The organism is Sulfitobacter sp. CB2047, from assembly GCF_000735125.2.
Classification (GTDB): domain Bacteria; phylum Pseudomonadota; class Alphaproteobacteria; order Rhodobacterales; family Rhodobacteraceae; genus Sulfitobacter; species Sulfitobacter pontiacus.
On the sequence record NZ_CP072613.1, the window covers coordinates 2055138 to 2081802 of the forward strand.

At 61.3% G+C, this 26665-nt stretch carries 24 protein-coding genes and 1 tRNA gene; 13 read left to right on the top strand and 12 right to left on the bottom strand.

The window, feature by feature from the left end:
* Positions 1–4 precede the first annotated feature (4 nt).
* Positions 5–814 carry a crotonase/enoyl-CoA hydratase family protein gene (locus IV89_RS10180; protein ID WP_009826810.1) on the bottom strand — a complete coding sequence of 270 codons (810 nt, stop codon included), beginning with the start codon at positions 812–814 and terminating at the stop codon, positions 5–7.
* A gap of 370 nt (positions 815–1184) precedes the next feature.
* Between IV89_RS10180 and IV89_RS10185 the strand changes: the two genes are divergently transcribed.
* Positions 1185–1260: transfer RNA gene (locus IV89_RS10185), tRNA-Val, on the top strand.
* A 201-nt stretch (positions 1261–1461) separates the two neighbouring features.
* Here IV89_RS10185 and IV89_RS10190 read toward each other — a convergent pair.
* The 4 genes from IV89_RS10190 to tgt all read right to left on the bottom strand — a co-directional run bounded on the left by IV89_RS10190 (position 1462) and on the right by tgt (position 7025).
* Positions 1462–1827: an HU family DNA-binding protein gene (locus IV89_RS10190; RefSeq protein WP_037944065.1), complete on the bottom strand. Its 366-nt coding sequence runs from the start codon at positions 1825–1827 to the stop codon at positions 1462–1464.
* A 160-nt stretch (positions 1828–1987) separates the two neighbouring features.
* On the bottom strand, positions 1988–4399 hold the full coding sequence (gene lon / locus IV89_RS10195) for an endopeptidase La (RefSeq protein ID WP_005853049.1): 2412 nt from the start codon (positions 4397–4399) through the stop codon (positions 1988–1990).
* 295 nt (positions 4400–4694) lie between these two features.
* Positions 4695–5792, bottom strand: coding sequence for an alkene reductase (locus IV89_RS10200; RefSeq protein ID WP_037944063.1), 1098 nt, complete (start codon positions 5790–5792; stop codon positions 4695–4697).
* 105 nt (positions 5793–5897) lie between these two features.
* Positions 5898–7025 carry a tRNA guanosine(34) transglycosylase Tgt gene (tgt, locus tag IV89_RS10205; protein WP_037944062.1) on the bottom strand — a complete coding sequence of 376 codons (1128 nt, stop codon included), beginning with the start codon at positions 7023–7025 and terminating at the stop codon, positions 5898–5900.
* Between the two features lie 230 nt (positions 7026–7255).
* Here tgt and rimK point away from each other — a divergent pair, with 230 nt between their 5' ends.
* The 5 genes from rimK to tpiA all read left to right on the top strand — a co-directional run bounded on the left by rimK (position 7256) and on the right by tpiA (position 11757).
* Complete coding sequence (gene rimK / locus IV89_RS10210) at positions 7256–8638, top strand: 30S ribosomal protein S6--L-glutamate ligase (RefSeq protein WP_037944061.1); 1383 nt, start codon at positions 7256–7258, stop codon at positions 8636–8638.
* A gap of 86 nt (positions 8639–8724) precedes the next feature.
* A complete protein-coding gene (locus IV89_RS10215; protein WP_005853043.1) occupies positions 8725–9087 on the top strand; it encodes an SUF system Fe-S cluster assembly protein in 363 nt (120 codons plus the stop codon).
* A 126-nt stretch (positions 9088–9213) separates the two neighbouring features.
* Positions 9214–10425 (top strand): glycerophosphodiester phosphodiesterase family protein, encoded by a 1212-nt coding sequence (locus IV89_RS10220; RefSeq protein ID WP_181358634.1) that lies wholly within the window; start codon positions 9214–9216, stop codon positions 10423–10425.
* 138 nt (positions 10426–10563) lie between these two features.
* Positions 10564–10908 carry an iron-sulfur cluster assembly accessory protein gene (locus IV89_RS10225; protein WP_005853040.1) on the top strand — a complete coding sequence of 115 codons (345 nt, stop codon included), beginning with the start codon at positions 10564–10566 and terminating at the stop codon, positions 10906–10908.
* Positions 10909–11007: 99 nt separating this feature from the next.
* The gene (tpiA, locus tag IV89_RS10230) at positions 11008–11757 is read left to right on the top strand and encodes a triose-phosphate isomerase (protein ID WP_037944060.1); all 750 of its coding nucleotides are present in this window, start codon (positions 11008–11010) and stop codon (positions 11755–11757) included.
* A 100-nt stretch (positions 11758–11857) separates the two neighbouring features.
* Here tpiA and IV89_RS10235 read toward each other — a convergent pair whose 3' ends face one another.
* From IV89_RS10235 to IV89_RS10255, 5 genes are all read right to left on the bottom strand, one after another.
* Positions 11858–13234 carry a TRAP transporter large permease gene (locus IV89_RS10235; protein ID WP_037944059.1) on the bottom strand — a complete coding sequence of 459 codons (1377 nt, stop codon included), beginning with the start codon at positions 13232–13234 and terminating at the stop codon, positions 11858–11860.
* A gap of 4 nt (positions 13235–13238) precedes the next feature.
* Positions 13239–13919, bottom strand: a complete 681-nt coding sequence (locus tag IV89_RS10240; RefSeq protein WP_037944057.1) for a TRAP transporter small permease — start codon at positions 13917–13919, stop codon at positions 13239–13241.
* A 112-nt stretch (positions 13920–14031) separates the two neighbouring features.
* Positions 14032–15033, bottom strand: coding sequence for a DctP family TRAP transporter solute-binding subunit (locus tag IV89_RS10245; RefSeq protein ID WP_037944056.1), 1002 nt, complete (start codon positions 15031–15033; stop codon positions 14032–14034).
* Positions 15034–15281: 248 nt separating this feature from the next.
* Positions 15282–16511 carry a sigma-54 dependent transcriptional regulator gene (locus tag IV89_RS10250; protein WP_037944055.1) on the bottom strand — a complete coding sequence of 410 codons (1230 nt, stop codon included), beginning with the start codon at positions 16509–16511 and terminating at the stop codon, positions 15282–15284.
* Positions 16508–18286, bottom strand: a complete 1779-nt coding sequence (locus tag IV89_RS10255; protein ID WP_240558211.1) for an ATP-binding protein — start codon at positions 18284–18286, stop codon at positions 16508–16510. Before IV89_RS10255 ends, IV89_RS10250 begins: the two co-directional genes overlap by 4 nt.
* Positions 18287–18345: 59 nt before the next feature.
* Here IV89_RS10255 and IV89_RS10260 point away from each other — a divergent pair, with 59 nt between their 5' ends.
* Positions 18346–19530 carry a cytochrome P450 gene (locus IV89_RS10260; protein ID WP_037944052.1) on the top strand — a complete coding sequence of 395 codons (1185 nt, stop codon included), beginning with the start codon at positions 18346–18348 and terminating at the stop codon, positions 19528–19530.
* A 24-nt stretch (positions 19531–19554) separates the two neighbouring features.
* Here IV89_RS10260 and IV89_RS10265 read toward each other — a convergent pair whose 3' ends face one another.
* A complete protein-coding gene (locus tag IV89_RS10265; protein ID WP_005853026.1) occupies positions 19555–20016 on the bottom strand; it encodes an Lrp/AsnC family transcriptional regulator in 462 nt (153 codons plus the stop codon).
* Between the two features lie 141 nt (positions 20017–20157).
* On the opposite strand from IV89_RS10265, the gene cysG reads away from it, so the two are divergent.
* The 6 genes from cysG (at position 20158) to IV89_RS10295 (ending at position 25625) form a co-directional block, all read left to right on the top strand.
* A complete protein-coding gene (gene cysG / locus IV89_RS10270; RefSeq protein ID WP_037944051.1) occupies positions 20158–21552 on the top strand; it encodes a siroheme synthase CysG in 1395 nt (464 codons plus the stop codon).
* Positions 21552–21848: a DUF2849 domain-containing protein gene (locus IV89_RS10275; protein WP_005853022.1), complete on the top strand. Its 297-nt coding sequence runs from the start codon at positions 21552–21554 to the stop codon at positions 21846–21848. Before cysG ends, IV89_RS10275 begins: the two co-directional genes overlap by 1 nt.
* Positions 21848–23512: a nitrite/sulfite reductase gene (locus tag IV89_RS10280; protein WP_037944050.1), complete on the top strand. Its 1665-nt coding sequence runs from the start codon at positions 21848–21850 to the stop codon at positions 23510–23512. Before IV89_RS10275 ends, IV89_RS10280 begins: the two co-directional genes overlap by 1 nt.
* On the top strand, positions 23502–24290 hold the full coding sequence (locus IV89_RS10285) for a phosphoadenylyl-sulfate reductase (RefSeq protein ID WP_037944049.1): 789 nt from the start codon (positions 23502–23504) through the stop codon (positions 24288–24290). Before IV89_RS10280 ends, IV89_RS10285 begins: the two co-directional genes overlap by 11 nt.
* The gene (locus tag IV89_RS10290; protein ID WP_005853018.1) at positions 24287–24700 is read left to right on the top strand and encodes a DUF934 domain-containing protein; all 414 of its coding nucleotides are present in this window, start codon (positions 24287–24289) and stop codon (positions 24698–24700) included. The genes IV89_RS10285 and IV89_RS10290 overlap by 4 nt, the downstream gene beginning before the upstream one ends.
* Before the next feature lie 88 nt (positions 24701–24788).
* Positions 24789–25625 carry a ferredoxin--NADP reductase gene (locus tag IV89_RS10295; RefSeq protein ID WP_037944048.1) on the top strand — a complete coding sequence of 279 codons (837 nt, stop codon included), beginning with the start codon at positions 24789–24791 and terminating at the stop codon, positions 25623–25625.
* Between the two features lie 111 nt (positions 25626–25736).
* Here the strand turns inward: IV89_RS10295 and IV89_RS10300 are convergent, their stop codons facing one another.
* The gene (locus IV89_RS10300) at positions 25737–26519 is read right to left on the bottom strand and encodes a hypothetical protein (protein WP_037944047.1); all 783 of its coding nucleotides are present in this window, start codon (positions 26517–26519) and stop codon (positions 25737–25739) included.
* Between the last annotated feature and the right edge of the window lie 146 nt (positions 26520–26665).

The window sequence follows — 26665 nt, forward strand, 5'->3', positions numbered from 1 at the left end:
GTTCTTATTCCGCGTTGGGCCGCACCCGCGCGCCGCTTTTGTCAGCAAAGGCCGCAAGGCGCGCGCGTGCGTCAGGCTGCGTATTGACCACACCGGCGACCACAGCTTCGGCATAGGCGGCATCCATTGCCGACATATTCTGCATATGGCTCACCGCGCTACAGATCGCAAAGTTCGACAGCGGCAGGTTCTGCGCCGCCTTGCGCGCCAGTTCCATCGCCTTGTCCATGCTGGACCCTTCGACGATATACTGCGCGAGGCCCAGATCGACGGCCTCTTGCCCCTGATAGACGCGCCCGGTCAGCATCATGTCGATCATCCGCGCCTTGCCGACCAGATCGGTCACACGGATCGTAGCCCCCCCGCCGGTGAACAGCCCGCGCTGGCCTTCGGGAAGTGCGAAATACGCGCTTTGGTCCATCACCCGCACATGGGCAGAGCTGGCAAGCTCTAGCCCGCCGCCGACAACGGCCCCTTGCAATGCGGCAATCACGGGCACGCCGCCGTATTCCATCTTGTTGAACGCCTCGTGCCACCGCAAACAGACGTGCATGAAATCGGCGGGGCTGCGGTCTTCGTCATGGTGTTCGATCAGATCAAGCCCGGCGCAAAAGTGATCCCCCGCGCCAGCCAGTACCACTGCACGCACACCAGCGCGCGGTGCGGCGGAAAAGAAGGTGACCAGCTCCTCGATCGTGTCGATGTCCAAGGCATTCCGTTTCGTGGGACGGTTCAGGGTCACCACCCAGACGCCATCGTCATGCGCCTTGATGTCCAGGTTACGGTAGCTGGTCGGATCAATCTGAACGGCCATGTGAATTCCTCCTCCTATGGGGCCGGCAATTGTGGTCGGCCCCGGTGCCTTGCTGCTGCAAGGGCTTGCTGAATATATGCAAAAGGCTCTCCCACCTTTTACGTGACTGTGCATTGAGTAGCGCGCCAAACACAGCCCGTCTATCGGTCATCCGCCGATTTCAGCGCGGTTACTTCCCCAAGGGCAACGGAGGCGCAGGGATTCGCCCCGTCGCAATCTGCCGGAGGCGGCAAAACCGTTTGAAAACGCAATGTTACCGTGTGAATCCGCGCCAATCCGGGGCACCGTCAGAAAAAAATCGAAAATAATCACCGGGGCGGCAAAAATGGGGTTGAACCCCGGCTGAACCTTGGGGTAGTAGAGCGCTACCGGGTCGTTAGCTCAGTTGGTAGAGCGCTTCGTTTACACCGAAGATGTCGGGAGTTCGAGCCTCTCACGACCCACCATTCCACCAATACAATTCAGTTCTACCAACGCAACCTGCGCCGACGGCGACAGGGTTTTATGCGTTTGATGTCAAGGGATTGCCTGCGCGGCCCGTGGCATCAGCAAGGCAAAGACCTTGATACGACAAAGCCCCTCACCAAGGTGAAGGGCTGCTGCGGGCGTCGCAAATTTACGCCGGAGATCTTGAGCGATTTTCGCCCTCAGTCCTCGGGTTGATCAGCGGTATCGCCGCCGCCCTGCCCCTGTGTCACCTGCCGCACTTTGACGCGGATCATCTTGCCGTTTTTCAGCTCTTTCTCGTTGATCACTTTCAGCTTGCCGAACGGCAGCAAGTTCAGCTCGCGGCTGTCCGACAGTGCTTCGCCCAATACGGCGAGCATGGCATCAACGACGGGTTTCGCATCGCGCTTTTTCACGCCCGACCTTTCGACCACTGTGTCGATCAGCTCTTTCTTGCGCATCACGGGGCCGAGGATCACAGGGCGCGGTGCTTCGACCACAGCGGGTGCTGCGGCGGTGTCGGGTGCGGCTGGTTTAGGCGTGGAGGTTTTCTTGGGCGTGGCCATTTGACGTCTCGTCCGTTGGGGAGGTTTCATCAAACCCTAGCGGGGCCACCGGGGGAAATCCAGCGGTGCTTGGGGATGACGCAGCCCTGCGCGAAAATCGGGGACGCGCCCACGAAAAAGGCCGCCCCGAAGGGCGGCCTGATGTCGGTTTGATCGATGCTTAATGCGCTGTGGCGCTATCGCCTGCAGCGTTGCGACGGGCCAGCGCGGCGGCTGCGGCGGCATCTTCTGCCTCCTGATCCCATTCGATCGCTTCGGGCTCGCGGACCAGCGCATGTTTCAGCACTTCGGACACGTGTTTGACGGGAATGATGGTCAACCCTTCTTTCACGTTATCCGGGATATCCGGCAGATCCTTTTCGTTCTCGGTCGGGATGAGAACCGTTGTGATCCCACCACGCAGCGCCGCCAACAGCTTTTCTTTCAAGCCGCCGATTGGCATCGCATTCCCGCGCAAGGACACCTCCCCCGTCATCGCGATATCGCGGCGCACGGGGATCTGGGTCAGCACCGACACGATTGATGTCACCATCGCCAGACCGGCAGAGGGGCCATCTTTCGGCGTCGCACCATCGGGCACGTGGACGTGGATATCCAGCGTGTCGAACTTGGGCGGCTTCACACCGATCTTGGGACTGATAGACCGCACATAGCTGCTGGCCGCGTCGATGGATTCCTTCATCACATCGCCAAGCTTACCGGTGGTTTTCATCCGACCTTTACCCGGCAGGCGCAGGGCTTCGATCTGCAACAATTCGCCCCCGACCGAGGTATAGGCCAATCCGGTCACGACGCCGATCTGATCCTCAAGCTCGGCCAAGCCGTAGCGGTGCTTTTTCACGCCGAGAAAATCCTCGATGTTGTCGCCCGTTACGGTGATCTCGTCGGCTTCCTTCTTGACGATCTTGGTCAGCGATTTCCGCGCAACCTTGGCGATTTCGCGCTCAAGGTTCCGCACGCCGGCCTCGCGGGTGTAGTAGCGGATCATGCTAGTCAACGCACTGTCTTCAATGGCAAATTCCTTTGCCTTCAGACCGTGGTTCTTGACCTGCTTGGCCACAAGGTGCTGTTTCGCGATCTCGCGCTTCTCATCCTCGGTATAGCCCGAAAGGGGGATAATCTCCATCCGGTCAAGCAAAGGCCCGGGCATGTTGTAGCTGTTCGACGTGGTCAGGAACATGACATTCGACAGATCGTATTCCACTTCCAAATAGTGGTCGACGAATGTGCCGTTCTGTTCCGGATCAAGCACCTCAAGCATGGCCGACGCAGGATCGCCACGGAAATCCTGACCCATCTTGTCGATTTCGTCGAGCAAGATAAGCGGGTTCGTGGTTTTCGCCTTTTTCAGCGCCTGAATGATCTTGCCGGGCATGGAGCCGATGTAGGTCCGGCGGTGACCGCGGATCTCGGATTCGTCACGTACGCCCCCCAGCGAGATGCGAATAAATTCGCGCCCCGTCGCCTTGGCAACAGACTTCCCAAGCGAGGTTTTACCCACACCGGGAGGGCCGACAAGGCACATGATCGGGCCTTTCAGCTTGCTGGACCGTTGCTGCACGGCAAGATATTCGACGATGCGTTCTTTAACCTTTTCAAGGCCATAGTGATCATCATCCAGCACCTGCTGTGCCTTGGCGAGGTCTTTTTTGGTGCGCGACTTCACGCCCCACGGGATCGACAGGATCCAGTCGAGGTAGTTGCGCACAACTGTAGCTTCGGCAGACATGGGCGACATGTTCTTGAGCTTCTTCAGCTCGGCGTCGACCTTTTCCTTGGCCTCTTTGCTCAGCTTGGTGTCCGCGATGCGGGCTTCCAGCTCGGCGACTTCATTCTTGCCGTCCTCACCATCGCCAAGCTCGTTCTGAATGGCCTTCATCTGCTCGTTCAGATAGTACTCGCGCTGCGTCTTCTCCATCTGGGATTTGACGCGGGTCTTGATCTTTTTCTCGACCTGCAGAACGGACATTTCGCCCTGCATCAGCCCGTATACTTTCTCGAGCCGCTCGGAGACGGACAGGGTTTCAAGCAGGTCTTGTTTCTGCTCGACCTCGATGCCGAGATGTCCCGCGACCAGATCGGCCAGACGTGCAGGCTCGGACGCTTCGGTCACCGCCGACAGCGCTTCTTCGGGGACGTTCTTCTTGACCTTGGAATAACGCTCAAATTCTTCGGCGACGGACTTCAGCAGCGCCTGAGTGGTTGTCTCGTCACCGGGCTCTTCCGTCAGATATTCGGCAGAAGCTTCAAAGAAGCTATCGTTTTCAAGGTATTCCGTGATGCGCACCCGCGCCTGCCCCTCGACCAACACCTTCACGGTGCCGTCGGGCAGCTTCAGCAGTTGCAAGACATTCGCCAGGACGCCGGTGTTGAAAATACCATCAGAATCGGGGTCATCCACGCCGGGGTCAATCTGGCTCGACAGCAGGATCTGCTTGTCATCGGCCATGACTTCTTCAAGGGCGCGAACAGATTTATCGCGGCCCACGAAAAGCGGTACAATCATGTGGGGGAACACCACAATATCGCGCAAAGGCAATACCGGGTAGGACGCGTTCAGAGGCTCTAACATGCTCTTTTCCTTATACTGCAAGATGACACTGGCCCCTATCTTAGGCGACCGTTCGTTCATCTCCTGTTCTGAGTAGGATATCTGGGGACCCTACCCGCCTGTTTCAATCCCCATGATGCTGTGATCCGTTCGTATGCGGGCCATCTGGCGTGAGGATCGCCCTAGAATGAACCGCCACCGGCGGACAGACAAGCGCGGATCGTATGATTATCCGCGAAAACCGCCAAGAACCATGGTTAACCGGCCCGAATGACAAAAAACGGGCCGGAAATGTGCTTTTTCGCGTTTAACGAGCTTACTCTGCCGCGACCTCTTCGAGGAAGGGATAATCGGTATAGCCCTCTTCGCCACCGGCATAGAAGGTTTTCGTATCCCCCTCGTTCAGCGGTGCGTTAAGTTCGAGCCGTTTTGCCAGATCGGGGTTGGCGATATAAGGCCGGCCAAAGGCCACCAAATCAGCCTTGCCGCTGGCCACGGCATCGATCGCCATGTCGCGGTCATAAAGGTTATTTGCCATGTAGACGCCGTTGAACAGCGACCGCAGCTTGCCAAGGTCTTCGCCGCTGTCCAGATCGCGCGACTGGCCGGTCGAGCCTTCGACCATGTGCAGATAGGCCAGATTGTATTTGTTCAGCGCATCCACGACGTAGGTGAACGTCTCTTGCGGGTCATCATCCGCGATGCCGTTCGCAGGCGAGAAAGGCGACAGGCGCAGGCCGACGTGATCGCCGTCCCATGCATTTACGACGCCGTCCAAGACTTCGAACAGCAGCCGCGCGCGGTTCTCGACCGACCCGCCATAGGCGTCATCGCGTTTGTTGCTTGAGGTCTTAAGGAATTGGTCCAGCAGATAGCCGTTTGCCCCGTGGACCTCGACCCCGTCAAAGCCTGCCTTGCGCGCCATCTTGGTTGCGTGGACATAATCGGCGACAATACGCGGCATCTCGTCCAACTCCAAGGCGCGTGGTTCAGATGTCGGGGTCATACCGTCTTTGGTAAAGGTCTTCACCTCTGCCGCGATGGCCGAGGGAGCGACGGGCTTTTGTCCGTCAGGCTGGATGTCCACATGGCTGATCCGGCCCACGTGCCACAGCTGGATCACGATCTTGCCGCCCTTGGCGTGCACCGCGTCCGTCACCTTTTTCCAGGCAGCAACCTGCCCTTCGGTGTAGATGCCGGGGGTCTTGATGTAGCCTTTGCCTTCGGCGCTAATCTGGGACGCTTCGGTGATGATGATCCCGGCACCGGCGCGCTGTGCGTAGTATTCGACGTGCATGTCGCCGACTTCGCCACTGTCGTCATTGGCGCGGCTGCGGGTCAGCGGGGCCATCACAATGCGGTTCGCGGCCTCGATGCCACCGACCTTCAGGGGGGTGAATAATGCCTCGGTCATGGAAAACTCCTTTGCGGTGTTGTTTCTTGTCTACAGCACCTAACCTTCCGCCCCGTCATCGCAAGGACGGGGCGGAAGGTTTATTCCATTCACCGCAGGGTTTTCCTAAAGCGGGTCGATGTCGCCTTGGGCGCGCTGGCTATGAAAATCAGCCTGCCAGGCGTCAAATGTTCCCGCCGCAATCGCGTCGCGCATACCCGCCATGATTTCCTGGAAATAATGCAGGTTATGCCATGTCAGCAGCATCCCCGAGATCATTTCCTGACTACGGAACACATGGTGCAGGTAGGCGCGGCTGTAGTTCGAGCACGCAGGACATGTGCAGGCTTCGTCCAGCGGGCGCGGGTCATCGGCGTGGCGTGCGTTCTTGATGTTCACAACGCCGTGACGCGTGAACACCTGCCCCGTCCGGCCAGAGCGTGAGGGCAAAACGCAGTCCATCATATCGATCCCGCGGGCCACGGCCCCGACGATATCATCCGGCTTGCCCACCCCCATCAGGTAGCGCGGCCGATCCACGGGCAGCATATCGGTGGCGAAGTCGAGACAGCCGAACATCGCCTCTTGCCCCTCGCCCACGGCAAGGCCGCCCACAGCGTAGCCGTCAAAGCCCACGTCGATCAGCGCCTTGGCGCTTTCCTCGCGGAAGTCACGTTCCAGCCCGCCCTGCTGGATACCAAAGAGCGCATGGCCCGGCCGGTCGCCAAAGGCCTCGCGGCTGCGCTTGGCCCACCGCATCGACATCCGCATCGAGTCCGCGATCCGCGCGCGATCCGCAGGCAGCGCGGGACATTCGTCAAAGCACATGACGATATCGGAGCCGAGCAGCTTTTGAATCTCCATCGACCGTTCGGGGGTCAGTTCGTGTTTCGACCCGTCCACGTGGCTTTTGAAGGTCACGCCCTTTTCCGTCAGCTTGCGCAGCCCTGACAGGCTCATCACCTGAAACCCGCCGGAATCGGTGAGGATCGGCTTGTCCCAGTTCATGAACTTGTGCAGCCCGCCCAAACGGTCGATCCGTTCGGCAGTGGGGCGCAGCATCAGGTGATAGGTATTGCCCAGCAGGATATCCGCACCGGTCGCGGCGACGCTTTCGGGCATCATCGCCTTGACCGTGGCGGCAGTGCCCACAGGCATGAAGGCCGGCGTGCGAATATCGCCCCGCGGGGTAGAGATGACACCGGTACGCGCCGCACCATCGCGGGCCTGAAGATCGAACGAGAATTTTTTCATGACTGCGGCTATAAGATGTCCCCCGCATAGGCGCAATCGCGCAGTTTAGCCGCGCGTTCCACAAGGCTGTCATGGAAGCACCGTAAATCTGCGCTATGTCCAGCCGGAACCGCCGGGGCGCTGCCCCGGACCCCGGGATTTATGCCATTTGGAAGCCCGTGTCGTGACTTGAGTAGACGCAGGCGACCTGCTAGGCGGCGGGATGATTTAGCTGTGCCGGAGTGCGTGACATGCAAGAATTGACGTTTGGCTGGGAAGAATGGGTCGCCCTTCCCGAATTGGGGCTTCCCGCGATCAAGGCAAAGATCGACACCGGCGCGCGCACATCGGCGCTGCACGCCCATGACATCGAAGTCTTTGGCCCCGCGTCCAAGCCCAAGGTCCGGTTCAACGTGCATCCTGTGGCTGGCAACGAAGACATCACTATCACCTGCTCCGCGCCCATCATTGACCGGCGCGAGGTCACCTCGTCGAATGGCGAGGCAGAGCTGCGCTATGTCATCTCGACCAAGATGGATGTCGCAGGCCAAAGCTGGCCGATTGACGTGACCCTGACCAACCGTGCGGGCATGACCAGCCGCATGTTGCTGGGCCGTCAGGCGCTGACAGATCACATCACCATCTCGCCCACCGAGAAACGGTTGCAACCGGATCTGAGCTATGACGTCTACCATACCGCCGCTGTGCGCCACCGCGCGCCCAAACGCGCATTGCGGGTCGCCGTGCTGAGCCGTGAGGCAAGCAACTATTCCACCTCGCGTCTGGTCGAAGTCGGCGAGGCCCGTGGCCATACTGTCGAAGTGATCGATACCACCCGTTGCTATATGGCGATCAACGCCATGGCTCCCGAAGTGCATTACGATGGCAAACGTCTGCCGCGCTATGACGCGGTGATCCCACGGATCGGTGCCTCGGTCACGCCCTATGGCTGCGCGGTGATCCGGCAGTTCGAAACCATCGGGACCTACTGCGTCAACGGCTCTGCCGGTATCCTGTCGAGCCGCGACAAGCTGCATGCGCATCAGGTCTTGGCGTCGAAGAAAATCGGCATGCCGACCACCGCTTTTGCCGCCTCGCCCAAGGACACGTCGAACCTCATGGCGCTGGTCGGCACCGCGCCGCTCATCGTGAAACTGCTGGAATCCACCCAAGGCAAAGGTGTGGTGCTGGCCGAGACCAAGAAGGCCGCGGAATCCGTGATTGATGCTTTCCGCGGGCTCAAGGCAAACTTTCTTGTGCAGGATTTCGTCAAGGAAGCCGCGGGCGAGGATCTGCGTTGTCTTGTGGTGGATGGCAAGGTCGTGGCCGCGATGAAGCGCACCGGCGCGGAGGGTGATTTCCGCTCCAACCTGCACCGTGGCGGCACCGCTCAGGTCGTGCGCATCACCAAGGTTGAACGCGACACCGCCCTGCGTGCAGCTCGAGCCTTTGGACTGGGCACGGCCGGTGTGGATCTGCTGCGGTCGGACAGCGGGCCAAAGGTGCTTGAGGTCAACAGCTCTCCCGGGTTCGAAGGGATCGAGAAAGCCACCGGCAAGGATATCGTCGGCATGGTCTATGATATGATCGAAGCGCGGGTAAAGCCGCAGCCGGTGCGCAAGCGCAAAGCGTAGCTTCCGCATTGGTTCGCGGGTCCGCCCTCTGGACGGTGCCCGCTGCAATCCCTATATAAACGATAAGAAAAAGGAGCGAGGCCCTGATGACCGACAGCACACAACCTCTTGAAGGCACCCCTCTGATTGCGCCCTCGTCAACGGATCATCCGCTGTACGAGCAGATCACCGAAGCCTGCCGCACTGTCTATGACCCTGAGATTCCGGTGAATATCTATGAGCTGGGGTTGATCTACACGATCGACATCAACGCGGAAAACGAGGTCAACATCAAGATGTCCCTCACCGCGCCCGGCTGCCCCGTCGCAGGCGAGATGCCCGGCTGGGTCGCCGATGCGGTCGAACCCCTGCCCGGCGTGAAAACCGTCGACGTGGAACTGGTCTGGGAGCCACCATGGGGCATGGATATGATGTCTGACGAAGCCCGTCTTGAACTGGGCTTCATGTAAGCCGATAGGCCGAAACCGGGGCGCGTTTCACGTCCCGGTTGATTTTACATGAGTTTCACGCAATGGTCGCATCATTGTAACATAGGGTAGCCACACCGCTGCCAGATGATTTTATTTGGAGCGATCATGCGACTAACTACTGCCCTTACAGCTTTGGCTTTGGCCCCCACTGCGCTGCTGGCCGACGCCCACAGCACCCCCGTCCCTGTCGAATACGGTGCCCGTCCTGCCTATCTGGTGGACAAGCTTCCCGATGGCGACCTCAAGGACAAGCTGGCGTCCTGCATGGGCCAGACCGCGTCCAAATCCGATTTCTCCATCGGGCACCGCGGCGCGCCGCTGATGTTCCCCGAGCATACCGTACAGTCCAACGTTGCCGCCGCCCGTCAGGGTGCAGGCATTCTGGAATGCGACGTGACCTTTACCGCCGATCACGAACTGGTCTGCCGTCACGCGCAGAACGATCTGCACACCACCACCAATATCCTCGTCTCCGATCTGGCCGAGAAATGCACCACCGGCTTCACCGCCGCTGCGGGCGAAGAAGGTGCCAGCGCGGAATGCCGCACCTCGGATATCACCTTGGCTGAGTTCCGCACCCTGACGCCCAAGATGGACAGCGCCGACGCCACCGCCACCACCGCCGAAGACTATCAGGGCGGCGTGGCCAGCTTCCGCACCCAGCTGTACAGCGACGGTGCCGATCTGATGACCCACGCGGAATCGATCGAGCTGTTCAAATCCCTCGGCGCGAAATTCACCCCCGAGCTCAAGTCCCCTTCGGTCGAGATGCCCCACGACGGCTTCAGCCAGGAAGACTATGCGCAAAAGATGATCGACGAATACAAAGCCGCGGGCGTCCCTGCCTCGGACGTTTGGGCGCAGTCGTTCAATCTGGATGACGTGCTTTACTGGATCAAGGCAGAGCCCGAGTTCGGCAAACAGGCCGTTTATCTCGTGGAATGGAGCGAAGGTTTCGACGAACAGGACCCCAGCACCTGGACACAGGATTTCGCCCAGCTGAAAGAGCAAGGCGTGCAGTATCTGGCCCCGTCGCTGAACATGCTGCTGACCAACAAAGACGGCGCTCTGGCCGCCTCTGACTATGCCAAGAAAGCCAGCGAAGCCGGTTTGAACCTGATCGCCTGGACGCTCGAACGCTCCGGTCCGCTGTCCACGGGCGGTGGCTGGTATTTCCAATCCGTTGGCGACATCATCACCGACGACAGCGACTATCTGGTCGCGCTGGACGTGCTGGCACAGGACGCTGGCGTCAAGGGGGTCTTCTCTGACTGGCCCGCGACCGTCACCTACTATGCCAACTGCATGGGCCTGTAACCTACGGGGTTTGATCCGGCGCAATCGCGCGTGACGACATGGGCCGTCCCTTCGGGGGCGGCCTTTCGCTATTGTGCATCCCCCCGCTTGAGAAACCCTGCCAAAGCCCTTATCTTGTCGGTAACAGGAGTATTCAGCATGTTCGCAATCCCAGGCAAGCAAGCCGTCACCATCACCCCCAAAGCCGCCAATCAGATCACCAAGCTGATGACGTCCGCCGGCCACGCCGGTCTGCGCATCGGCATCAAGAAGGGTGGCTGCGCCGGCATGGAATATACGATGGAGTATGTGAACGAGGCCGACGCCAATGACGAGGTCGTCGAACAGGACGGCGCGCGTGTGATGATCGCGCCGATGGCGCAGATGTTCCTTTTCGGCACCGAGATCGACTATGAAACCTCGCTGCTGGAATCCGGCTTCAAGTTCCGCAATCCCAATGTGACCGAAGCCTGCGGCTGCGGCGAATCCATCAAATTCGGCTAACGGTATCGCGCCGCGCTGGCGGGGCGTGACCGCAGCTTGCCGTTGCCCTGTCGGGGTGGCGCTGGTATCCCTTTGAAAAACCACATGAAGGATATGCATATGCGCCGCAAGCTTGCCGCTGGGAACTGGAAGATGAACGGCACGCTGGCCGGTCTGGACATGTTGGCCGATGTGGCCGCTGCAATGGACAGCACCGCTGCAGAGGCGGTGATCTGCCCGCCCGCCCCCTACCTCCTACCAGCGGTCACCAAAGCCCAAGGCACCCCCGTCGGCATCGGCGCGCAGGATTGCCACGCAGAGCCGAAAGGTGCCTTCACTGGCGATATCTCTGCCTCGATGATCAAGGAGGTCGGCGCGACCTATGTGATCCTCGGCCATTCCGAGCGCCGCGATGCCTATGGCGAAACGGATGCCGACGTTGCGGCCAAGGCGCAGGCCGCTTGGGACGCGGGGCTGACCGCCATCATCTGCATCGGCGAAAGCGAGGCGGATCGCAGCTCCGGCACCACGCTGGATGTCATCGCCGAACAGCTTGCAGGCTCCCTGCCCGACGGCTGCACAGGCGAGAATACCGTCGTCGCGTATGAACCCATCTGGGCGATTGGCACCGGTAAAATCCCGACGCTTGACCAGATCGTCGAGGTGCATGACTTCATCCGCGCAACACTGGCCGAACGCTTCGGCACGGATGTCAGCGACGCGCTGCGGCTGCTGTATGGCGGCTCGGTCAAACCGGACAACGCGGCAGAGATCTTCAAGGTCGATAACGTGGACGGTGCCCTGATCGGCGGGGCGAGCCTTACACCCGCTGATTTCGTCCCGATCCTTCAGGCGCTCGCTGCCACCTGATCTTCATTTTGCCAAATAAACTCATGGCATGACACACATAAAAAGGCGGCGCATCCGATGGGGTGCGCCGCCTTTTTCGTTTCTCTCGTGATACAACGCCCTAGCGGGTGATGATCTCCGGCCCCATCATCAGGGTCGGCAGCCAGGTCGAGATGACCGGGATATAAGTCACCATCAGCAGGAAGATAAACAGCACCACGGTGAAGGGCAGCGCGGCCTTGACCACATTCATCATCGGCATATTCGCCACGCCCGAGGTCACAAAGAGGTTCAGACCCACCGGCGGGGTGATCATCCCGATTTCCATGTTCACCACCATGATGATCCCCAGATGGATCGGGTCGATGCCCAGTTCAATCGCGATGGGGAAGACCAGCGGGGCGACGATGATCAACAGGCCTGACGGCTCCATGAACTGCCCGCCAATCAGCAAGATCACGTTGACGATGACCAGGAACATGATCGGCCCGAAACCGGCGCTCAGCATCGCGGCAGAGATCTGCTGCGGGATCTGCTCGTCAGTCAGCACGTGCTTGAGGATCAGCGCGTTGGCGATGATGAACATCAGGGTGACGGTCAGCTTGCCCGCCTCGAACAGCGTATCGCGGGTATCGCGGTGGAAAAAGACAGTGACCAGCGCCATCGGCTTGCGCATCAGCGACAGGTTGCGCCCCTCGCCTTCGACGTGCAGCGGGCCCATATCGCGATAGACAAAGGCCGCAATGAAGAAGGCATAGACAGCAGCCACGGCAGCGGCTTCGGTCGGGGTAAAGATACCGCCATAGATACCGCCAAGGATGATCACGATCAGCATCAGCCCCCAGCCCGCTTCACGCCCCGAAGCAAAGACCTCACCCCAGCCGCGCCATTCGCCCTGTGGCAGCTTCTTGACCCGCGCCATGATGTAGATGGTCAGCATCAGCATGGTGCCCGCCATCAGACCGGGGATAACGCCCGCAAGGAACATACGGCCCACAGAGACATCCGTGGCAGAGGCATAGACAACCATCACGATGGACGGCGGGATCAGGATTCCCAGGGTGCCCGCGTTGGCGATGACACCGGCGGCGAATTCCTTGGTGTAGCCGGTTTCCCGCATCCCCGCGATCACGATGGAGCCGATGGCAACGACCGTTGCAGGCGATGATCCCGACAGGGCGGCGAACAGCATACAGGCAAAGACACCCGCAATCGCCAGACCACCCGGAAAATGCCCGACCAGCGCGATAGAGAAACGGATGATCCGCTTGGCCACACCACCCGTCGACATGAAGGACGACGCCAGCACGAAGAACGGGATCGCGAGCAGCGTGTAGTGCCCCGCCATCGCCTGAAAGAAGGTCTGCGCGATGGACGCAAGCGAGCTGTCGGACAGCACCAGCAGAAAGACGATCGACGAGAAGCCAAGGCTGACGGCAATCGGAACGCCCAGCAACATCAGCCCGACGATCATGGTAAATAGGATAAGGACTTCCATGCGCTCAGGACTCCGCGTTCATGTGTTTGACGGCTTCGATATCATCTTCGGCCTCGTGACTGACGATCAGCGCTGTGGCCTGTCCGGTAAAGACACGCACACCGGCCTGGATGAAACGGAACAACAGCAGCGCCATGCCGAAGGGCAGCATGAAATAGGGGATGAACCGTGGCAGTTTGCCGTAGGTTTCGCCCTCGTTCATGATCGGCTCGATAAAGCGCAGCCAATCCGGCATGGGGATATCGACGGTTTCATACCACGCCTGATCGCGGCTGTCGGCAAAGCCTGTGGGGAACCAGCGGCCCGTTGTGGCGTCCAGCCCCGCGAAGGGGGCCCAGTAATCCCACGCGCCTTTCATCAGCAAGGCCCCGTAGACCACGCAGATCACTGCCGCAACCAGCGCGAGCACCCGGCGTTTGGGCAGCGAAAACAGGTTCACGACCGCGTCCACCCCCAGATGAGCCGTGACCTTCACCGCATAGCTCATGCCAAACAGCACCAGCCAGGCGAAGAGGAAGGTCACCGCTTCGAGCCCCCAGATGATGCCGGTGTTGAAACCATAGCGCAGGACGACGTTGATAAAGGTGATAAGCGTCATCAGACCAAGGATGATGGCAATCGCCGTTTCCTCAAGCTCGTTGACAATGCGCCCGAGCGCAGAATGAGATTGAACACCATGTGACATGGGAATGCTCCGCTGTGAGAGGAGAGTGGATCAGGCCCGCACGCCGCGGGGCATGTCGGGGCCTGACGCAAGTGATATGCCCCGTCCGTCGCCAGACGGGGCAGAACAGGGTTTAGTGCTTGGCGTTGATCGCTTGGGCTTCGTCGATGTTTTCCTGACCGACGTCTGCGGTGAACTCTTCCCAGACGGGCTTCATCGCGGTGACCCAGGCTTCGCGCTGCGCGTCGTCCAGTTCACGGACCACACCACCGGCATCGATGATCGCCTGTTTGGCTTCGGCGTTCACTTTGGACGATTCCGCGTTGCGGGTGTCGGTCACTTCCTGAACGATGGTCGCCAGCTGGTCACGCACATCGGCGTCCAGGCTGTCCCACCAGTCGGTGGAGGTCACAAGCATGTAGTCCAGAACACCGTGGTTGGTTTCGGTTGTCCCGTCCTGCACCTCAAAGAACTTCTGGCCATAGATGTTGGACCAGGTGTTTTCCTGACCGTCGACAACGCCGGTTTGCAGCGCGCCGTAAACTTCCGAGAAGGCCATCGGCTGGGGCGATGCGCCCATTGCCGCCATCTGGGCCTTCAGCACGTCAGAGTTCTGCACGCGGAATTTCAGACCATTGGCATCCGACGGCACGTTCAGCGGCTTGTTCGCCGACATCTGCTTCATGCCATTGTGCCAGAACGCCAGACCCAGCAGGCCACGGCGCGTCATGGATTCTTTCATCGCAACACCGGTGTCGGAGTTCTGGAACTCGTCTACAGCGTTGATGTCCTTGAACATGAAGGGCAGATCGAAGATGCGGAACTGCTTGGTGAACTGCTCGAACTTCGACAGCGACGGTGCGGCCATCTGAACGTCGCCTTGCAGCAGCGCCTCAAGAACCTGGTCATCATTGTACAGCGTGGAGTTCGGGAACACTTCCATGCAGGCTTTGCCGTTCATCTCGTCATTGACGCGCTGTTCCAGCAAGGACGCGGCGATGCCTTTGGGGTGACGGTCTGTGTTGGTCACGTGGCTCAGCTTGATGACGACTTCGCCATCGTCACACGCCGCGGCAACAGCACCGGCGCTTACGGAAAGGGTAATAGCCACCAGAGTGGTTGTCAGGAATTTCATGTGATGTCTCCTCCCAGAGAACTGTTTTTCAAGTCTCGGCATCCGGTCGTTCCAAATGCGGTGGCGTTACTAGAGCGTTATTTCGCCGACCTCACAAGGAAGAGAGGTTGAAAGATCAAGATCGCGTTAAACATATTATTTATCAGAGCGTTGATGCATTTAGTTAAGGTTATATACCAACGCGCTGCACGCTGCCTGTGCGGATAACCGCACAGCGCGCAGCGCAGTTGTGCGAAAATCCGCACAGGCTAGCTGCGAAAGTCCTCGGGCCGAATCCCGTAGCGGGCCAGCTTGTCATAGAAGGTCTTGCGCGGCAGTTTCAGCGCCTGCGCCGCCGCACTCGCCTGCCCCTCGGCACGGCGCAAGGCCGCGCGCAGCAGGGATTGTTCCACCTGCGCCATCTGGTCCGCCAGCCCGAGGTTCGCATCCGGCGTCACCTCGTCCGAGACCCCCATGACAAAGCGCATCGCCTCTGACATCAGCGCGCGCGCGTTGCCGGGCCAGTCCCGCGCCATCAGCCCCGCGATCATTTGCGGCGTCACTTCGGGCGGCTGCACGCCCGACTGCTCTGCCGCCTGATCGACGTAGCGGCGAAACATCGTGGCGATATCCTCGGGGCGTTCAGCCAGCGACGGGATGCGCACGGTCATGACCTCGAGCCGGTAATAGAGATCCGCGTGGAACTGCCCCTCGGCCACCAATGACTGTAGCTCCCGCGCGCTGCCCGCAATGAGACGCACATCTGGCACCTGCTCAAGCGCTTCGATCAGGCTCAGTTGGGTCTGCGCGGGAAGCTGCGCGACCTCGTCCAGAAACAGGCACCCGCCCGAGGCGGCGTGCAGCGCATCGCTCACATCATCGGGACTAAGCCCCGCGGCAGCACGTTTGACGAAGGGCCCTTTGGAGCGGCGCGAGGATAGGTGGATCACCTCTGACACCTTCGAAATACCAGAGCCCGACGGGCCGGTGACCAGCACCTCGGCATTGGCCTGCGCCACGCGCCGCACCTTGTCGCGCAGCCGTTCTGACAGATCCGACGACCCGAAAATCATCCGCGCCGCCGGATCGCCGGTTTCCACGATATGCAGCAGCCGACGGTTTTCCAGCACCAGCGCGCGGGTTTTCAGTGCGCGTTCAATCACAGTGACCAGCGCGGCGGGGGCGCAGGGTTTTTCAAGGAAATCAAAGGCCCCTGCCTCCATCGCGCGCACGGCCATGGGGATGTCGCCTTCGCCTGTCAGCAGGATCACCGGCAGGTCGGGATCCTGTTCATGGGCATAGGCCAGCAGGTGAAACCCGTCGCGCCCGGGCATGCGCATGTCCGATAGGATGATGCCATCGAACCGCTCGGTGATCCTATCCTTGGCAGCCACGAACGACCCCGCGGCGACAACATCAATATCGGCAAGCTCCAGCGTCTGCGCCAGCGCCTCGCGGACAGAGGCATCATCATCGACCAAAAGAACGGTTCTGCTCATGCCTGCCCCTCCTCGCCCGTATCGGCGCGTTCCAGCGTGACAGAGAACATCGCACCGCCCGCGTCAAGGTTGGTGCCACGGATCCCCCCGCCAAAGCTTTGCACAATCCCGTAACTGATCGACAGCCCCAGCCCCATGCCCCCCATCGCACCCTCGGCACCGCCCCCCACGGATTTGGTCGTGTAGAACGGGTCGAACACCTTGTCTGGCATCTCGATCCCCGGTCCGGTGTCTCGGAACTGCACCCGCACGGGGTCGGCGGGATCGATTGTGATGCTCAGCCGTTTGGTGTCGCTGCTGCTCATGGCATCGACGGCGTTGGTGATGAGGTTTACAAAGACCTGCCCCAAGCGCACCTCGCCGCCGCGCACCCAGACGGGGGCATTGGCGGGCTGGTAGTCAAGGGTCACGCCCGCGTCGCGCAGATAGCTTTGGGTCAGCTCCACCGCGCTGGCGACCACGCGGGTCACATCCACGCGGGTCTGCGGCACGCTTTCTTGCCGCGCAAAGGCCCTCAGGTTCTGGATGATCCGCGCCATCCGGTCGGCCATCTGCGAGATGCGGGTCAGGTTTTCAGCCGTCCTGTCGGGGCGGTCACGCTCAAGGAATTGCACCGCGTTTTCTGCAAAGGACCGGATCGCCATCAGCGGCTGGTTCAGCTCGTGGCTGATGCCCGCCGACATCTGGCCAAGCGCCGACAGCTTGCCCGCCTGCACCAGATCCGCCTGCGCGCGGCGCAGTGCGGCCTGCGCCTCTTCCCGCTCGGTCGCTTCGCGGCGCAATTCGGTGTTGCTGGCGTTCAGGGCGGCGGTGCGTTTGGCGACCTGCCGCTCAAGCGCCGCGTTCGCCTCTGACAGGGCGCGGCGGCGCTCGGTCGCGAGAAACAGCAGCGCGCCAAAGGCAAGGCAAAGCGCTGCCACCGCCGCCGCCTGTGCCCGTGCCAAACGTTGCGCGCCCTCGATATCCAGCAGCACCTCGCCCGTCATCCCCACCACCGGCAAGGCGCGGGTCAGATGCAAGGCGGCGTCGGGCAGATACGGCCCCCAGCCCATATGCCAGATCTCGTGGCCGCGCACGTCAGACACCGCGAAATCCAGCGCCGCACCATCTGGCGGCACCAGCCCCTGCGCCGCACGGGGACGCGCCCAGAACAGCAGCTCTGACCGGTTTGCGATCTGGACGACCCCGTCGGTGTCGGTGAAGAACGCCGCCGGATTGCTGCCGCGCCAGTCATAATCAATGCCGTTCAGATCAGTCGACACCACAACGGCACCGCGCACCTGCCCGTCGGGCGCGAAGACAGGGGCGGCGTGGAAATAGGCGCGGTCGGTCAAGGGCGCGGCGGGGCCGTGCCCCCATCCAAGTGCACCGCGCAAGGCCCGCAGGACAAAGCGTTGATCCGCCCGTGGCACCCGCACCGCTTCCGCGCCAAGTGCCGCGACGATCACATCGCCGGATCGGTCAAGCACCTGCACATCCAGCGCCGTGGTCTTATCCGCGACCTCTTGCAAAAATGCCTGCGCCTCGACCGCCGGACGCCGGTCCAGCACCTGCGCCACCTGCGGGTGATCCGCCAGAAACACCGCCAGATCGCGGTACCGCTGCAACTGCCCGACCAGACGGTCGCTGACCAGCGACAGATCCGCCTGCCCCCGCGCGCGCAGCTGGTCCAGCCCTTGCAGATAGGCATAGCGCCAGACCCCGCCGGAGAGGACCGACACGGTGATCAGAAACAGCACAAAGGTCGCGACGCGGCGGCGCATTCCGGAGGTCATGGCGTTATTTGGCACAGACCCGCTTGCAAAGACCAGAGCCACAGCTATTGCTAGGCCCCATGAAAACACTGAACCTTTCCCCGCTTGATCCCGACTTCGTCCAAAACCCCTATGCCGCCTATACGCGCGCACGTGCGCAGGGCCCCGTGCTGTTCTGGCAAGACTACGGGATGATGGCCGCTTTTGATGCGGCGACGGTGCAGGCCTTGCTGCGTGACCGCCGTTTGGGCCGCGAGACCCCTGCCGACCAGCGCAAGCCCATGCCCGATCACATGCGCGACTTCTATGCGGTGGAAGACCAATCGATGCTCGAGCTTGAGCCGCCAACCCACACCCGCCTGCGCGGGTTGGTGCTGCGTGCCTTTACCTCGCGCCGGATTGCCGGTCTCGCCCCCGAGATCGAAGAGATTGCCCAAGCCCTGCTGGCCGACCTGCCCAAGGGCGAAGCCTTTGACCTGATCCCCGCTTTTTGCACCCAATTGCCCGTGCGCATCATCGCGCGGCTGCTTGGCGTGCCAGAGGATATGTGGCCCGACCTGCTGCGCTGGTCCAATGATATGGTCGCCGTCTACCAGATCGGCCGGACCCGCGCGACCGAAGAGGCCGCCAATACCGCCGCCGCAGATTTCACCGCCTTCCTGCGCCGCTATGTCAATGAGCGTCGCCAAGACCCGCGTGACGACCTGATCACCCAGTTGATCGCCGCCGAAGAAGACGGCGAAAAACTGAGCACGGATGCGCTGATCGGCACGTGTATCCTGCTGCTGAACGCAGGGCACGAGGCGACGGTCCACGCGCTTGGCAACGGGATCGCCTGCTTGCTGGAAAATAGCACCCCCGCCAGCGCCCTCGCCCCCGATGCGATCAACGCCACGGTCGAAGAGATCCTGCGCTACGACCCGCCCCTGCATGTCTTTGAACGTTTCGCCTACGAGGATATCGAACTGGGCGATGTCATGCTGGAAAAGGGCCGCAAAATTGCACTGGTGCTAGGGGCCGCAGGCCGCGATCCCGCGCTTTACGACCAGCCCGATGTGTTCGACCCGACCCGTCCGGCCAAGGCCCACGCGGCCTTTGGCGGTGGTTTGCATTTCTGCGTCGGCGCGCCGCTGGCCCGGCTGGAAATGCAGATCGCGTTGCGTGCGCTTTTTGACCATGCGCCGAACCTGCAACTGGCCGAAGCACCGCGCTTTGCCAATACCTACCATTTCCACAAGCTGGAACGGTTGATGGTGACGATCTAAGTCGCGCCTCCCCGCGCCACGGCGTTACAGCGGCAGCATCGTGGTCGATTTGATCTCTTCCATCGACAGCAACGCTGTGACGTTGTGCACGCGGACCTCAGAAATCAGCGCCTGATAAAAGGCATCATAGGCGCGGGCGTTCTTGACGCGGACCTTCAGGATATAGTCGATGTCCCCCGCCAGCCGGTGCGCCTCTTGCACTTCGGGACGGTTTTTCAACGCCTTGAGGAACGCCGCCTGCCAGTCGGCCTCGTGGGACGACGTGCGGATCAACACGAAGAAACACGCCTCGAAGCCAAGCGCCTCTGCATCCAGCACAACCGTATGCTGCCCGATCACCCCGGCCTCGCGCAGTTTACGAATCCGGTTCCACACAGGGGTCTTGGAACTGCCGACCTCGCGCGCGATATCGTCTAATGACTGGCTGGCATCGCGTTGTAACTGCGCTAGAATTTTCCGGTCCACGTCATCGATCCGAACGTCCATTCTGCTTTTCCTTCACTCTGTGGTCTGTTGTTCTGTTTGCGCGGCTGAATGGAACGTACGTCCTTATATCCCCAGACACCTAGCGCCTTATTGGAATTATTTCCTATATAGAGCTCAAGCTAAGCGCAAGGACCGAACCACATGGATCATTTCCCAATCTACCTGTCCACCAAGGGCCAGCGCATCGTCTTGTCAGGCGGTGGCGAAGCGGCTTTGGCCAAGCTGCGCCTGTTGCTCAAGACCGAAGCCAAGATCAGCGTCTTCGCCCCGACCCCCGCGCCCGAGATCGCAGCATGGGCTGATGCGGGCCGCCTGACGCTACACACCCGCGCCCTGCGCCACGGCGATGTGCTGTGTGCGAAACTCTTCTACGCTGCCGATGAAGACGAGACCGAAGACGCCCGCACCGCCGCGATTGCGCGTGCCGAAGGGGCCTTGGTCAATATCGTCGATAATCTGCACGACAGCGCCTTTATCACCCCCGCCATAGTGGACCGTGACCCCGTGACCATCGCCATCGGCACCGAAGGCGCGGCCCCCGTGCTGGCCCGTGCGATCAAGGCCGATCTGGAAGAGCGTCTGCCCACAACGCTGGGAAAGCTGGCGCGGATCGGCAAGGGGTTCCGCAAGATGGCCGACGCCCTGCCCTTTGGCCGCCCGCGCCGCGATTTCTGGCGTGACTATTACTTTGCCGCCGGCCCCCGCGCCGTAGCGGATGGCAAAGCCGCCGTCGAAAACGCGCTGAACACGCTGCTGGCCGACCACCAGTCCCGCGCCGCGCGTGCCGGTCACATCGCCTTTGTCGGCGGCGGCCCCGGTGACCCCGAACTGCTGACCCTCAAGGCGCGCCGCGCTTTGGACGAGGCCGATGTGGTGATCTACGACCGGCTGATCAGCCCCGAGATCCTCGAACTCGCCCGCCGCGAGGCGCTGATGATCGACGTGGGCAAGGAAGGCTTCGGCCCCTCTACCGCGCAGGAAACCATCAACGATCTGCTGGTCGAACACGCGCAGGCGGGGGCCCAGGTGGTCCGTCTGAAATCCGGCGACGCCACCATCTTTGGCCGCCTGGACGAAGAGATCGACGCCGTGGACGCCCATGGCATCGGCTGGCACATCGTGCCGGGGATCACCTCTGCCTCTGCCGCCGTCGCAACCATCGGGCAAAGCCTGACGAAACGCGGGCGCAACGCCTCTGTCCGGTTCCTGACCGGCCATGACATGAAAGGGTTCGCCGATCATGATTGGGCCGCTTTGGCCCGCCCGGGCGAGGTCGCCGCGATCTATATGGGCAAGAAATCCGCGCGGTTCATCCAAGGCCGCCTGCTGATGCACGGGGCCGATCGCAGCACGCCTGTCACGCTGGTCGAAAATGCCTCGCGCGCGGATCAGCGGATTGTCGAGACCACGCTGGACCGTCTGCCCACCGACCTGAACGCGGCCAATCTGACCGGCCCCGCCCTGACTTTCTATGGGCTGGCACCCCGTGCCGCCGCCCGCGCCACCACCGAATTGTTTCAAGAGGAGATGGCATAATGGCCAAGCCCTTCACCCCCAAAGTTGTCACCGCCAATGCCTTGCTGGAAGGCGACGTGATCTACCAGACCGCCACCGGCTGGACCCGCAAACTCGAGGAGGCCGAAGTCCTGACCGACGAGGCGGTCGCCGATGTGCGTCTGATCGATGCGATCCAGCAAGCCGACCTGACCGTCGGGGCCTATCTGGCCGATGTCGACACCAGCACAGACACACCCAAGCCATCGCATTTCCGCGAAGCATTCCGCGCCAAGGGTCCAAGCAATTACACCCACGGCAAGCAGGAGGTTCAATAATGTACAGCTACACCGAATTTGACGATGCCTTCATCGCCGAACGCAACGCACAGTTTCGCGCGCAGGTCGAACGCCGCATCGACGGTTCCCTGACCGAGGATGAATTCAAGCCCCTGCGCCTGATGAACGGGCTCTATCTGCAACTGCACGCCTATATGCTGCGGGTCGCGATCCCCTATGGCACGCTCAGCAGCCGCCAGATGCACAAGCTGGCCGATATCGCTGCCAAATGGGATAAGGGCTACGGCCATTTTACCACGCGCCAGAACATCCAGTACAACTGGCCCCAGCTGCGTGATGTCCCCGATATGCTGGACGCGCTGGCCGAAGTGAACATGCACGCCATTCAGACCAGCGGCAACACCATCCGCAACGTGACCGCCGACCATTTCGCCGGTGCCGCCGCGGATGAAATCGCCGATCCGCGCCCCGTGGCCGAACTGATCCGGCAGTGGTCCACCGACCACCCCGAATTCCAGTTCCTGCCGCGGAAGTTCAAGGTCGCTGTCTCTGGCGCGCCCCATGACCGTGCGGTGATCAAGGCCCATGATATCGGCCTGCAAATCGTCGAGAAAGACGGCGAGATCGGCTATCAAGTCATTGTCGGCGGCGGCCTTGGCCGGACCCCGATGATCGGCAAGGTGCTTTACGACTTCGTCAGCTCCGAAGACCTGCTGCCCACGCTCGAGGCCATCGTCTCGGTCTATAACCTGTTGGGCCGCCGCGATAATAAATACAAAGCGCGGATCAAGATCACCGTGCATGAGAACGGCATCGACGACATCCGCGCACGGGTGGACGCCCGCTATGCGCTGATCCGTCCGCAGTTCACCGGCGTCGACCAGCAGATGCTGTCGCGGATCGAGGCGGATTTCGCCAGCCCGACGTTCAAGACCGCCCCGACGGACGCTTATACTGCTGCCTATGACAGCGATCCCGTGTTCAAAAGTTGGGCCGACACCAACCTGACCGACCACCGCGATCCGTCCTACGCGATCGTGTCGATCAGCCTCAAGGCCCACGGCAAGACCCCGGGCGACGCCACTGCCGAACAGATGCACCGTATGGCTGAACTGGCGGCCGAGTACGGCCATGACGAACTGCGCATCAGCCACGAGCAGAATGTGATCCTGCCCCATGTGCACCGCGGCGACCTGCCTGCGCTGCACGCGGCGTTGAAAGAGGTCGGCCTTGCCACGGCCAATATCGGCCTGATCAGCGATATCATCGCCTGCCCCGGCATGGACTACTGCGCGCTGGCCACAGCCCGCTCGATCCCGATTGCCCAGGAAATCGCGACCCGCTTTGACGAGCTGAAGCTGGAACACGATGTCGGTCCGCTCAAGATCAAGATCTCGGGCTGCATCAATGCCTGCGGCCACCACCACGTGGGCCACATCGGGATTCTCGGGCTCGACCGCGCCGGTGTCGAAAACTACCAGATCACTCTGGGCGGTGACGGCACCGAAAACGCCGCCATCGGAGAGCGCGCCGGTCCGGGTTTTTCCGCCGACGACATTATTCCGGCGATTGAACGGTTGGTAAAAGGCTACCTCGACCTGCGCAGCGACGCGGGCGAGACCTTCTTGCAAACCTATCGTCGCCTCGGTCTTGCCCCGTTCAAGGCCGTCCTCTACCCGGAAGCACAAGCCAATGCCGCGTGATCAACTGACACTTCCAAATGGGGAAAAAATCCTCCCCGAAGGGCCGGACCGCGTCGCAGCGCTGACCCGTCAGGTGGAAAAACTGAACGATGGCCTGCGCCATCACAGCGCCACCGACGTGCTGCGTGCCGCGATCGACAACGTGCCCAATCTGGCGCTTGTCTCAAGCTTCGGGGCGGAATCCGTCGCCCTGTTGCACCTTGCCTCTATGGTGAAACGTGATCTGCCGGTGTTGTTCATCGACACAGAGATGCTCTTTGCTGAAACGCTGGTCTATCAGCAAGAGCTGAGCGAACGGTTGGGGCTGCGCAATGTGCAGACGATCCGGGCGCAGGACGTGGCAGAGAAAGACCCCGATGGGACGCTGCATCTGAGCGACCCGGACGCCTGCTGTGCCTTCCGCAAGACCGTGCCCCTGCAGCACGCGCTAGAGGGGTTCGACGGTTGGATCACGGGGCGCAAGCGGTTCCAGTCCGGGACCCGCGCCAGCCTGCCGTTCTTCGAGGTCGAAACCCCCGCCGATGCGCCCGCGCGGATCAAGGTGAACCCGCTGGCCCATTGGCAGGCCTCCGACGTGTCGGATTATATCGACGAGAACCGCCTGCCCCGTCACCCGCTGGTGGCCCAAGGCTACCCCAGCATCGGTTGCGCCCCCTGCACCACCAAGGTGAAACCGGGCGAAGACCCCCGCGCCGGCCGCTGGAGAAACATTGAAAAAGAAGAATGCGGCATCCATTTTGTCGATGGCAAGATGGTCCGCACAGGAGCAAAGACATGACACAGTTGATCAATGATCAGGGGTTTGTGGCGGATGATTTCGCCACGCCCTACGCCCCCTTCGATGCTGCTGAAGGCGTAGAAGCGGGTGCGACCGCCCTTGACGTCCCCTCTGACGTGCAGCCGGAGACGATCCCTGTGGATGGTGCGATCTCGATGATCCGCGTGGCCTTCCCCAGTTCGGCCGACGGGCGCGGCTTTACCATCGCGCGCCAACTGCGGTTGCGCGGCTACACCGGGCGGCTGCGGGCGCATGGACATGTGATTGCGGACCAATACGCCATGGCGCGCCGGTCGGGCTTTGACGAGGTCGAGATCCCCGATGATCTGGCCGCCCGTCAACCGCAGGACCAATGGCTGGCCCGTGCAAACTGGCAAGAGCATAATTATCAGGCGCGTCTGCGCGGCTGATCGGGGTTTTCGCCCCAAGATGCTTTCCCTGCCCCCTCCCTTCCCCTAGAGAAAGGCTGCGTGCCGCGATCCGCGCGTAGATGAAATTATGACCGAGCAGAATGTAGTGACCCAAACCGACGCCAAACCCGTACCCACGTTGCCTGACGCGCAGACCGTGACTTCTGTCAAACACTGGACGGACCGGCTGTTTTCCTTCCGCGTGACCCGCCCTGCGTCCTTGCGCTTTCGCTCGGGCGAGTTTGTGATGATCGGCCTGATGGGCGATCCGCACCCCGAGACCGGCAAGCAAAAGCCGCTGCTGCGCGCCTATTCCATCGCCTCGCCCTCCTGGGACGAAGAGCTGGAGTTCTATTCGATCAAGGTGCAGGACGGCCCGCTGACCTCGAAGCTGCAACACATCCAGCCCGGCGACCAGATCATCCTGCGGCCCAAGCCCGTCGGCACGCTGGTGCATGACGCGCTGCTGCCCGGCAAACGTTTGTGGCTTTTCGCCACCGGCACGGGCTTTGCACCCTTTGCCTCGCTGCTGCGCGAACCGGAGACCTACGAGAAATTCGACCAGATCATCATGACCCACACCACCCGCGATGTGGCCGAGCTAGACTATGGCCGCACGCTGGTCGAGAGCCTTGCCGATGATCCGCTGATCGGCGAGATGATCGGCGACAAGCTGGTCTACTACCCCACCACCACCCGTGAACAAAGCCCCACGATGGGCCGCATCACCAATCTGCTGCAGGACGGCACGGTGTTCAAAGACCTCGGCATCGACGGGATCAGCGCCGACACCGATCGCGGCATGGTCTGCGGGAGCCTTGAATTCAACAAGGATATCAAGGACGTGCTTGAAGGTTTCGGGCTCGAGGAAGGGGCGAACTCCGACCCTAAACACTACGTCGTTGAAAAGGCCTTTGTCGGCTGATCCGATGCAGCGGTGCCCTTGCATGGGGCACCAGGGATAAAACAAAAGCCGCGCTCTCTTTCGAGGCGCGGCTTTTTCATGTCTTACCGGTCGGCTTTGCGTGGGCCGCGCTTAAAGCGCCAGCGCCTCGCGGATCCGTGCCAGGATCGCGCGCAGGGCATCGGGGTTTTCACCGGCGGTGACCAGCCCTTGCTTCAGCAGCGCTTTTTGCGTGGCGGGCAGATCAGAGGTGTCGATCATGGTTTGCACCTTCTCCAGATCAAAGCCATCGACGGTGGTCAACTGCTCTGGCGTGTCAGCATCGGCGGTGACGTCGGCCTGAACTTCTGTATCGGCTGCAGCCCCCGCATCTTCGCTCGCCTGTGCATCTGTCGCGGCGACGGCGGCGGCTTCTTCCTCTTGAACCGCTGCGGCGTCTGCCTCGGCTTGCGGGTCAGCGGCGGGTGCCGTGCCCGCTTGTGTGGTGCTGGCGGCATCGCTTGCCTCTGCATCGCTGGCAGCCATGGCATCGGCCTCTGCGCTGGTGGAAACCTCCGCGTTTCCTTCTGCGGTATCATTCGCCGCTTGCGTTGCATCCTCGGCGATCTGCTTGCCCGCGTTCATGGCATCCTCGCCCGCCTCTGCCGCGGCGTCGGCCACATCCTCGGCCACTTCCGACAGCGCGTCGGCTGCGGTATTCGCGGCCTCCGTGGTGGCTTCTACCGCCTCGGTCACTGCGCCCTCTGTCGCCTCGACAGCGTCGCCCACAGCTTCGGTCGCACTTTCCAGCGCGGCGGGAGCATTGACGGCATCCGACGCATCGGTCGCAATCTCCTGGACCGAACGGCCCGAATACAACATGTACGCGCCAAGCGCGATCACCCCTGCGATGACAATCCAGATGAGGTTTTTCATGATGCTGTGGTTCCTTTGAACTTTGTTAATCCCCTGCTGCACATACTATATGCCAACACATAGCGTCAAATGCGCGATACGCTGCTTCCCCTTGGGTAAATCCCCCAAAAATACGCGGTTTTACCCTGTATATGCGCCATTTTGCG

Excerpts from the sequence above, each read along its gene's own strand:
- lon (WP_005853049.1), bottom strand. The coding sequence starts at position 4,399 with ATGTTAGAGCCTCTGAACGCGTCCTACCCGGTATTGCCTTTGCGCGAT.
- IV89_RS10180 (WP_009826810.1), bottom strand. The coding sequence starts at position 814 with ATGGCCGTTCAGATTGATCCGACCAGCTACCGTAACCTGGACATCAAG.
- IV89_RS10250 (WP_037944055.1), bottom strand. The coding sequence starts at position 16,511 with ATGAGCAGAACCGTTCTTTTGGTCGATGATGATGCCTCTGTCCGCGAG.
- cysG (WP_037944051.1), top strand. The coding sequence starts at position 20,158 with ATGGATCATTTCCCAATCTACCTGTCCACCAAGGGCCAGCGCATCGTC.
- IV89_RS10240 (WP_037944057.1), bottom strand. The coding sequence starts at position 13,919 with ATGTCACATGGTGTTCAATCTCATTCTGCGCTCGGGCGCATTGTCAAC.
- IV89_RS10225 (WP_005853040.1), top strand. The coding sequence starts at position 10,564 with ATGTTCGCAATCCCAGGCAAGCAAGCCGTCACCATCACCCCCAAAGCC.
- IV89_RS10255 (WP_240558211.1), bottom strand. The coding sequence starts at position 18,286 with ATGACCTCCGGAATGCGCCGCCGCGTCGCGACCTTTGTGCTGTTTCTG.
- IV89_RS10235 (WP_037944059.1), bottom strand. The coding sequence starts at position 13,234 with ATGGAAGTCCTTATCCTATTTACCATGATCGTCGGGCTGATGTTGCTG.
- IV89_RS10275 (WP_005853022.1), top strand. The coding sequence starts at position 21,552 with ATGGCCAAGCCCTTCACCCCCAAAGTTGTCACCGCCAATGCCTTGCTG.
- IV89_RS10215 (WP_005853043.1), top strand. The coding sequence starts at position 8,725 with ATGACCGACAGCACACAACCTCTTGAAGGCACCCCTCTGATTGCGCCC.
- IV89_RS10245 (WP_037944056.1), bottom strand. The coding sequence starts at position 15,033 with ATGAAATTCCTGACAACCACTCTGGTGGCTATTACCCTTTCCGTAAGC.
- IV89_RS10220 (WP_181358634.1), top strand. The coding sequence starts at position 9,214 with ATGCGACTAACTACTGCCCTTACAGCTTTGGCTTTGGCCCCCACTGCG.
- IV89_RS10190 (WP_037944065.1), bottom strand. The coding sequence starts at position 1,827 with ATGGCCACGCCCAAGAAAACCTCCACGCCTAAACCAGCCGCACCCGAC.
- IV89_RS10265 (WP_005853026.1), bottom strand. The coding sequence starts at position 20,016 with ATGGACGTTCGGATCGATGACGTGGACCGGAAAATTCTAGCGCAGTTA.
- tgt (WP_037944062.1), bottom strand. The coding sequence starts at position 7,025 with ATGAAAAAATTCTCGTTCGATCTTCAGGCCCGCGATGGTGCGGCGCGT.
- IV89_RS10200 (WP_037944063.1), bottom strand. The coding sequence starts at position 5,792 with ATGACCGAGGCATTATTCACCCCCCTGAAGGTCGGTGGCATCGAGGCC.
- IV89_RS10295 (WP_037944048.1), top strand. The coding sequence starts at position 24,789 with ATGACCGAGCAGAATGTAGTGACCCAAACCGACGCCAAACCCGTACCC.
- IV89_RS10290 (WP_005853018.1), top strand. The coding sequence starts at position 24,287 with ATGACACAGTTGATCAATGATCAGGGGTTTGTGGCGGATGATTTCGCC.
- IV89_RS10280 (WP_037944050.1), top strand. The coding sequence starts at position 21,848 with ATGTACAGCTACACCGAATTTGACGATGCCTTCATCGCCGAACGCAAC.
- tpiA (WP_037944060.1), top strand. The coding sequence starts at position 11,008 with ATGCGCCGCAAGCTTGCCGCTGGGAACTGGAAGATGAACGGCACGCTG.
- rimK (WP_037944061.1), top strand. The coding sequence starts at position 7,256 with ATGCAAGAATTGACGTTTGGCTGGGAAGAATGGGTCGCCCTTCCCGAA.
- IV89_RS10300 (WP_037944047.1), bottom strand. The coding sequence starts at position 26,519 with ATGAAAAACCTCATCTGGATTGTCATCGCAGGGGTGATCGCGCTTGGC.
- IV89_RS10260 (WP_037944052.1), top strand. The coding sequence starts at position 18,346 with ATGAAAACACTGAACCTTTCCCCGCTTGATCCCGACTTCGTCCAAAAC.
- IV89_RS10285 (WP_037944049.1), top strand. The coding sequence starts at position 23,502 with ATGCCGCGTGATCAACTGACACTTCCAAATGGGGAAAAAATCCTCCCC.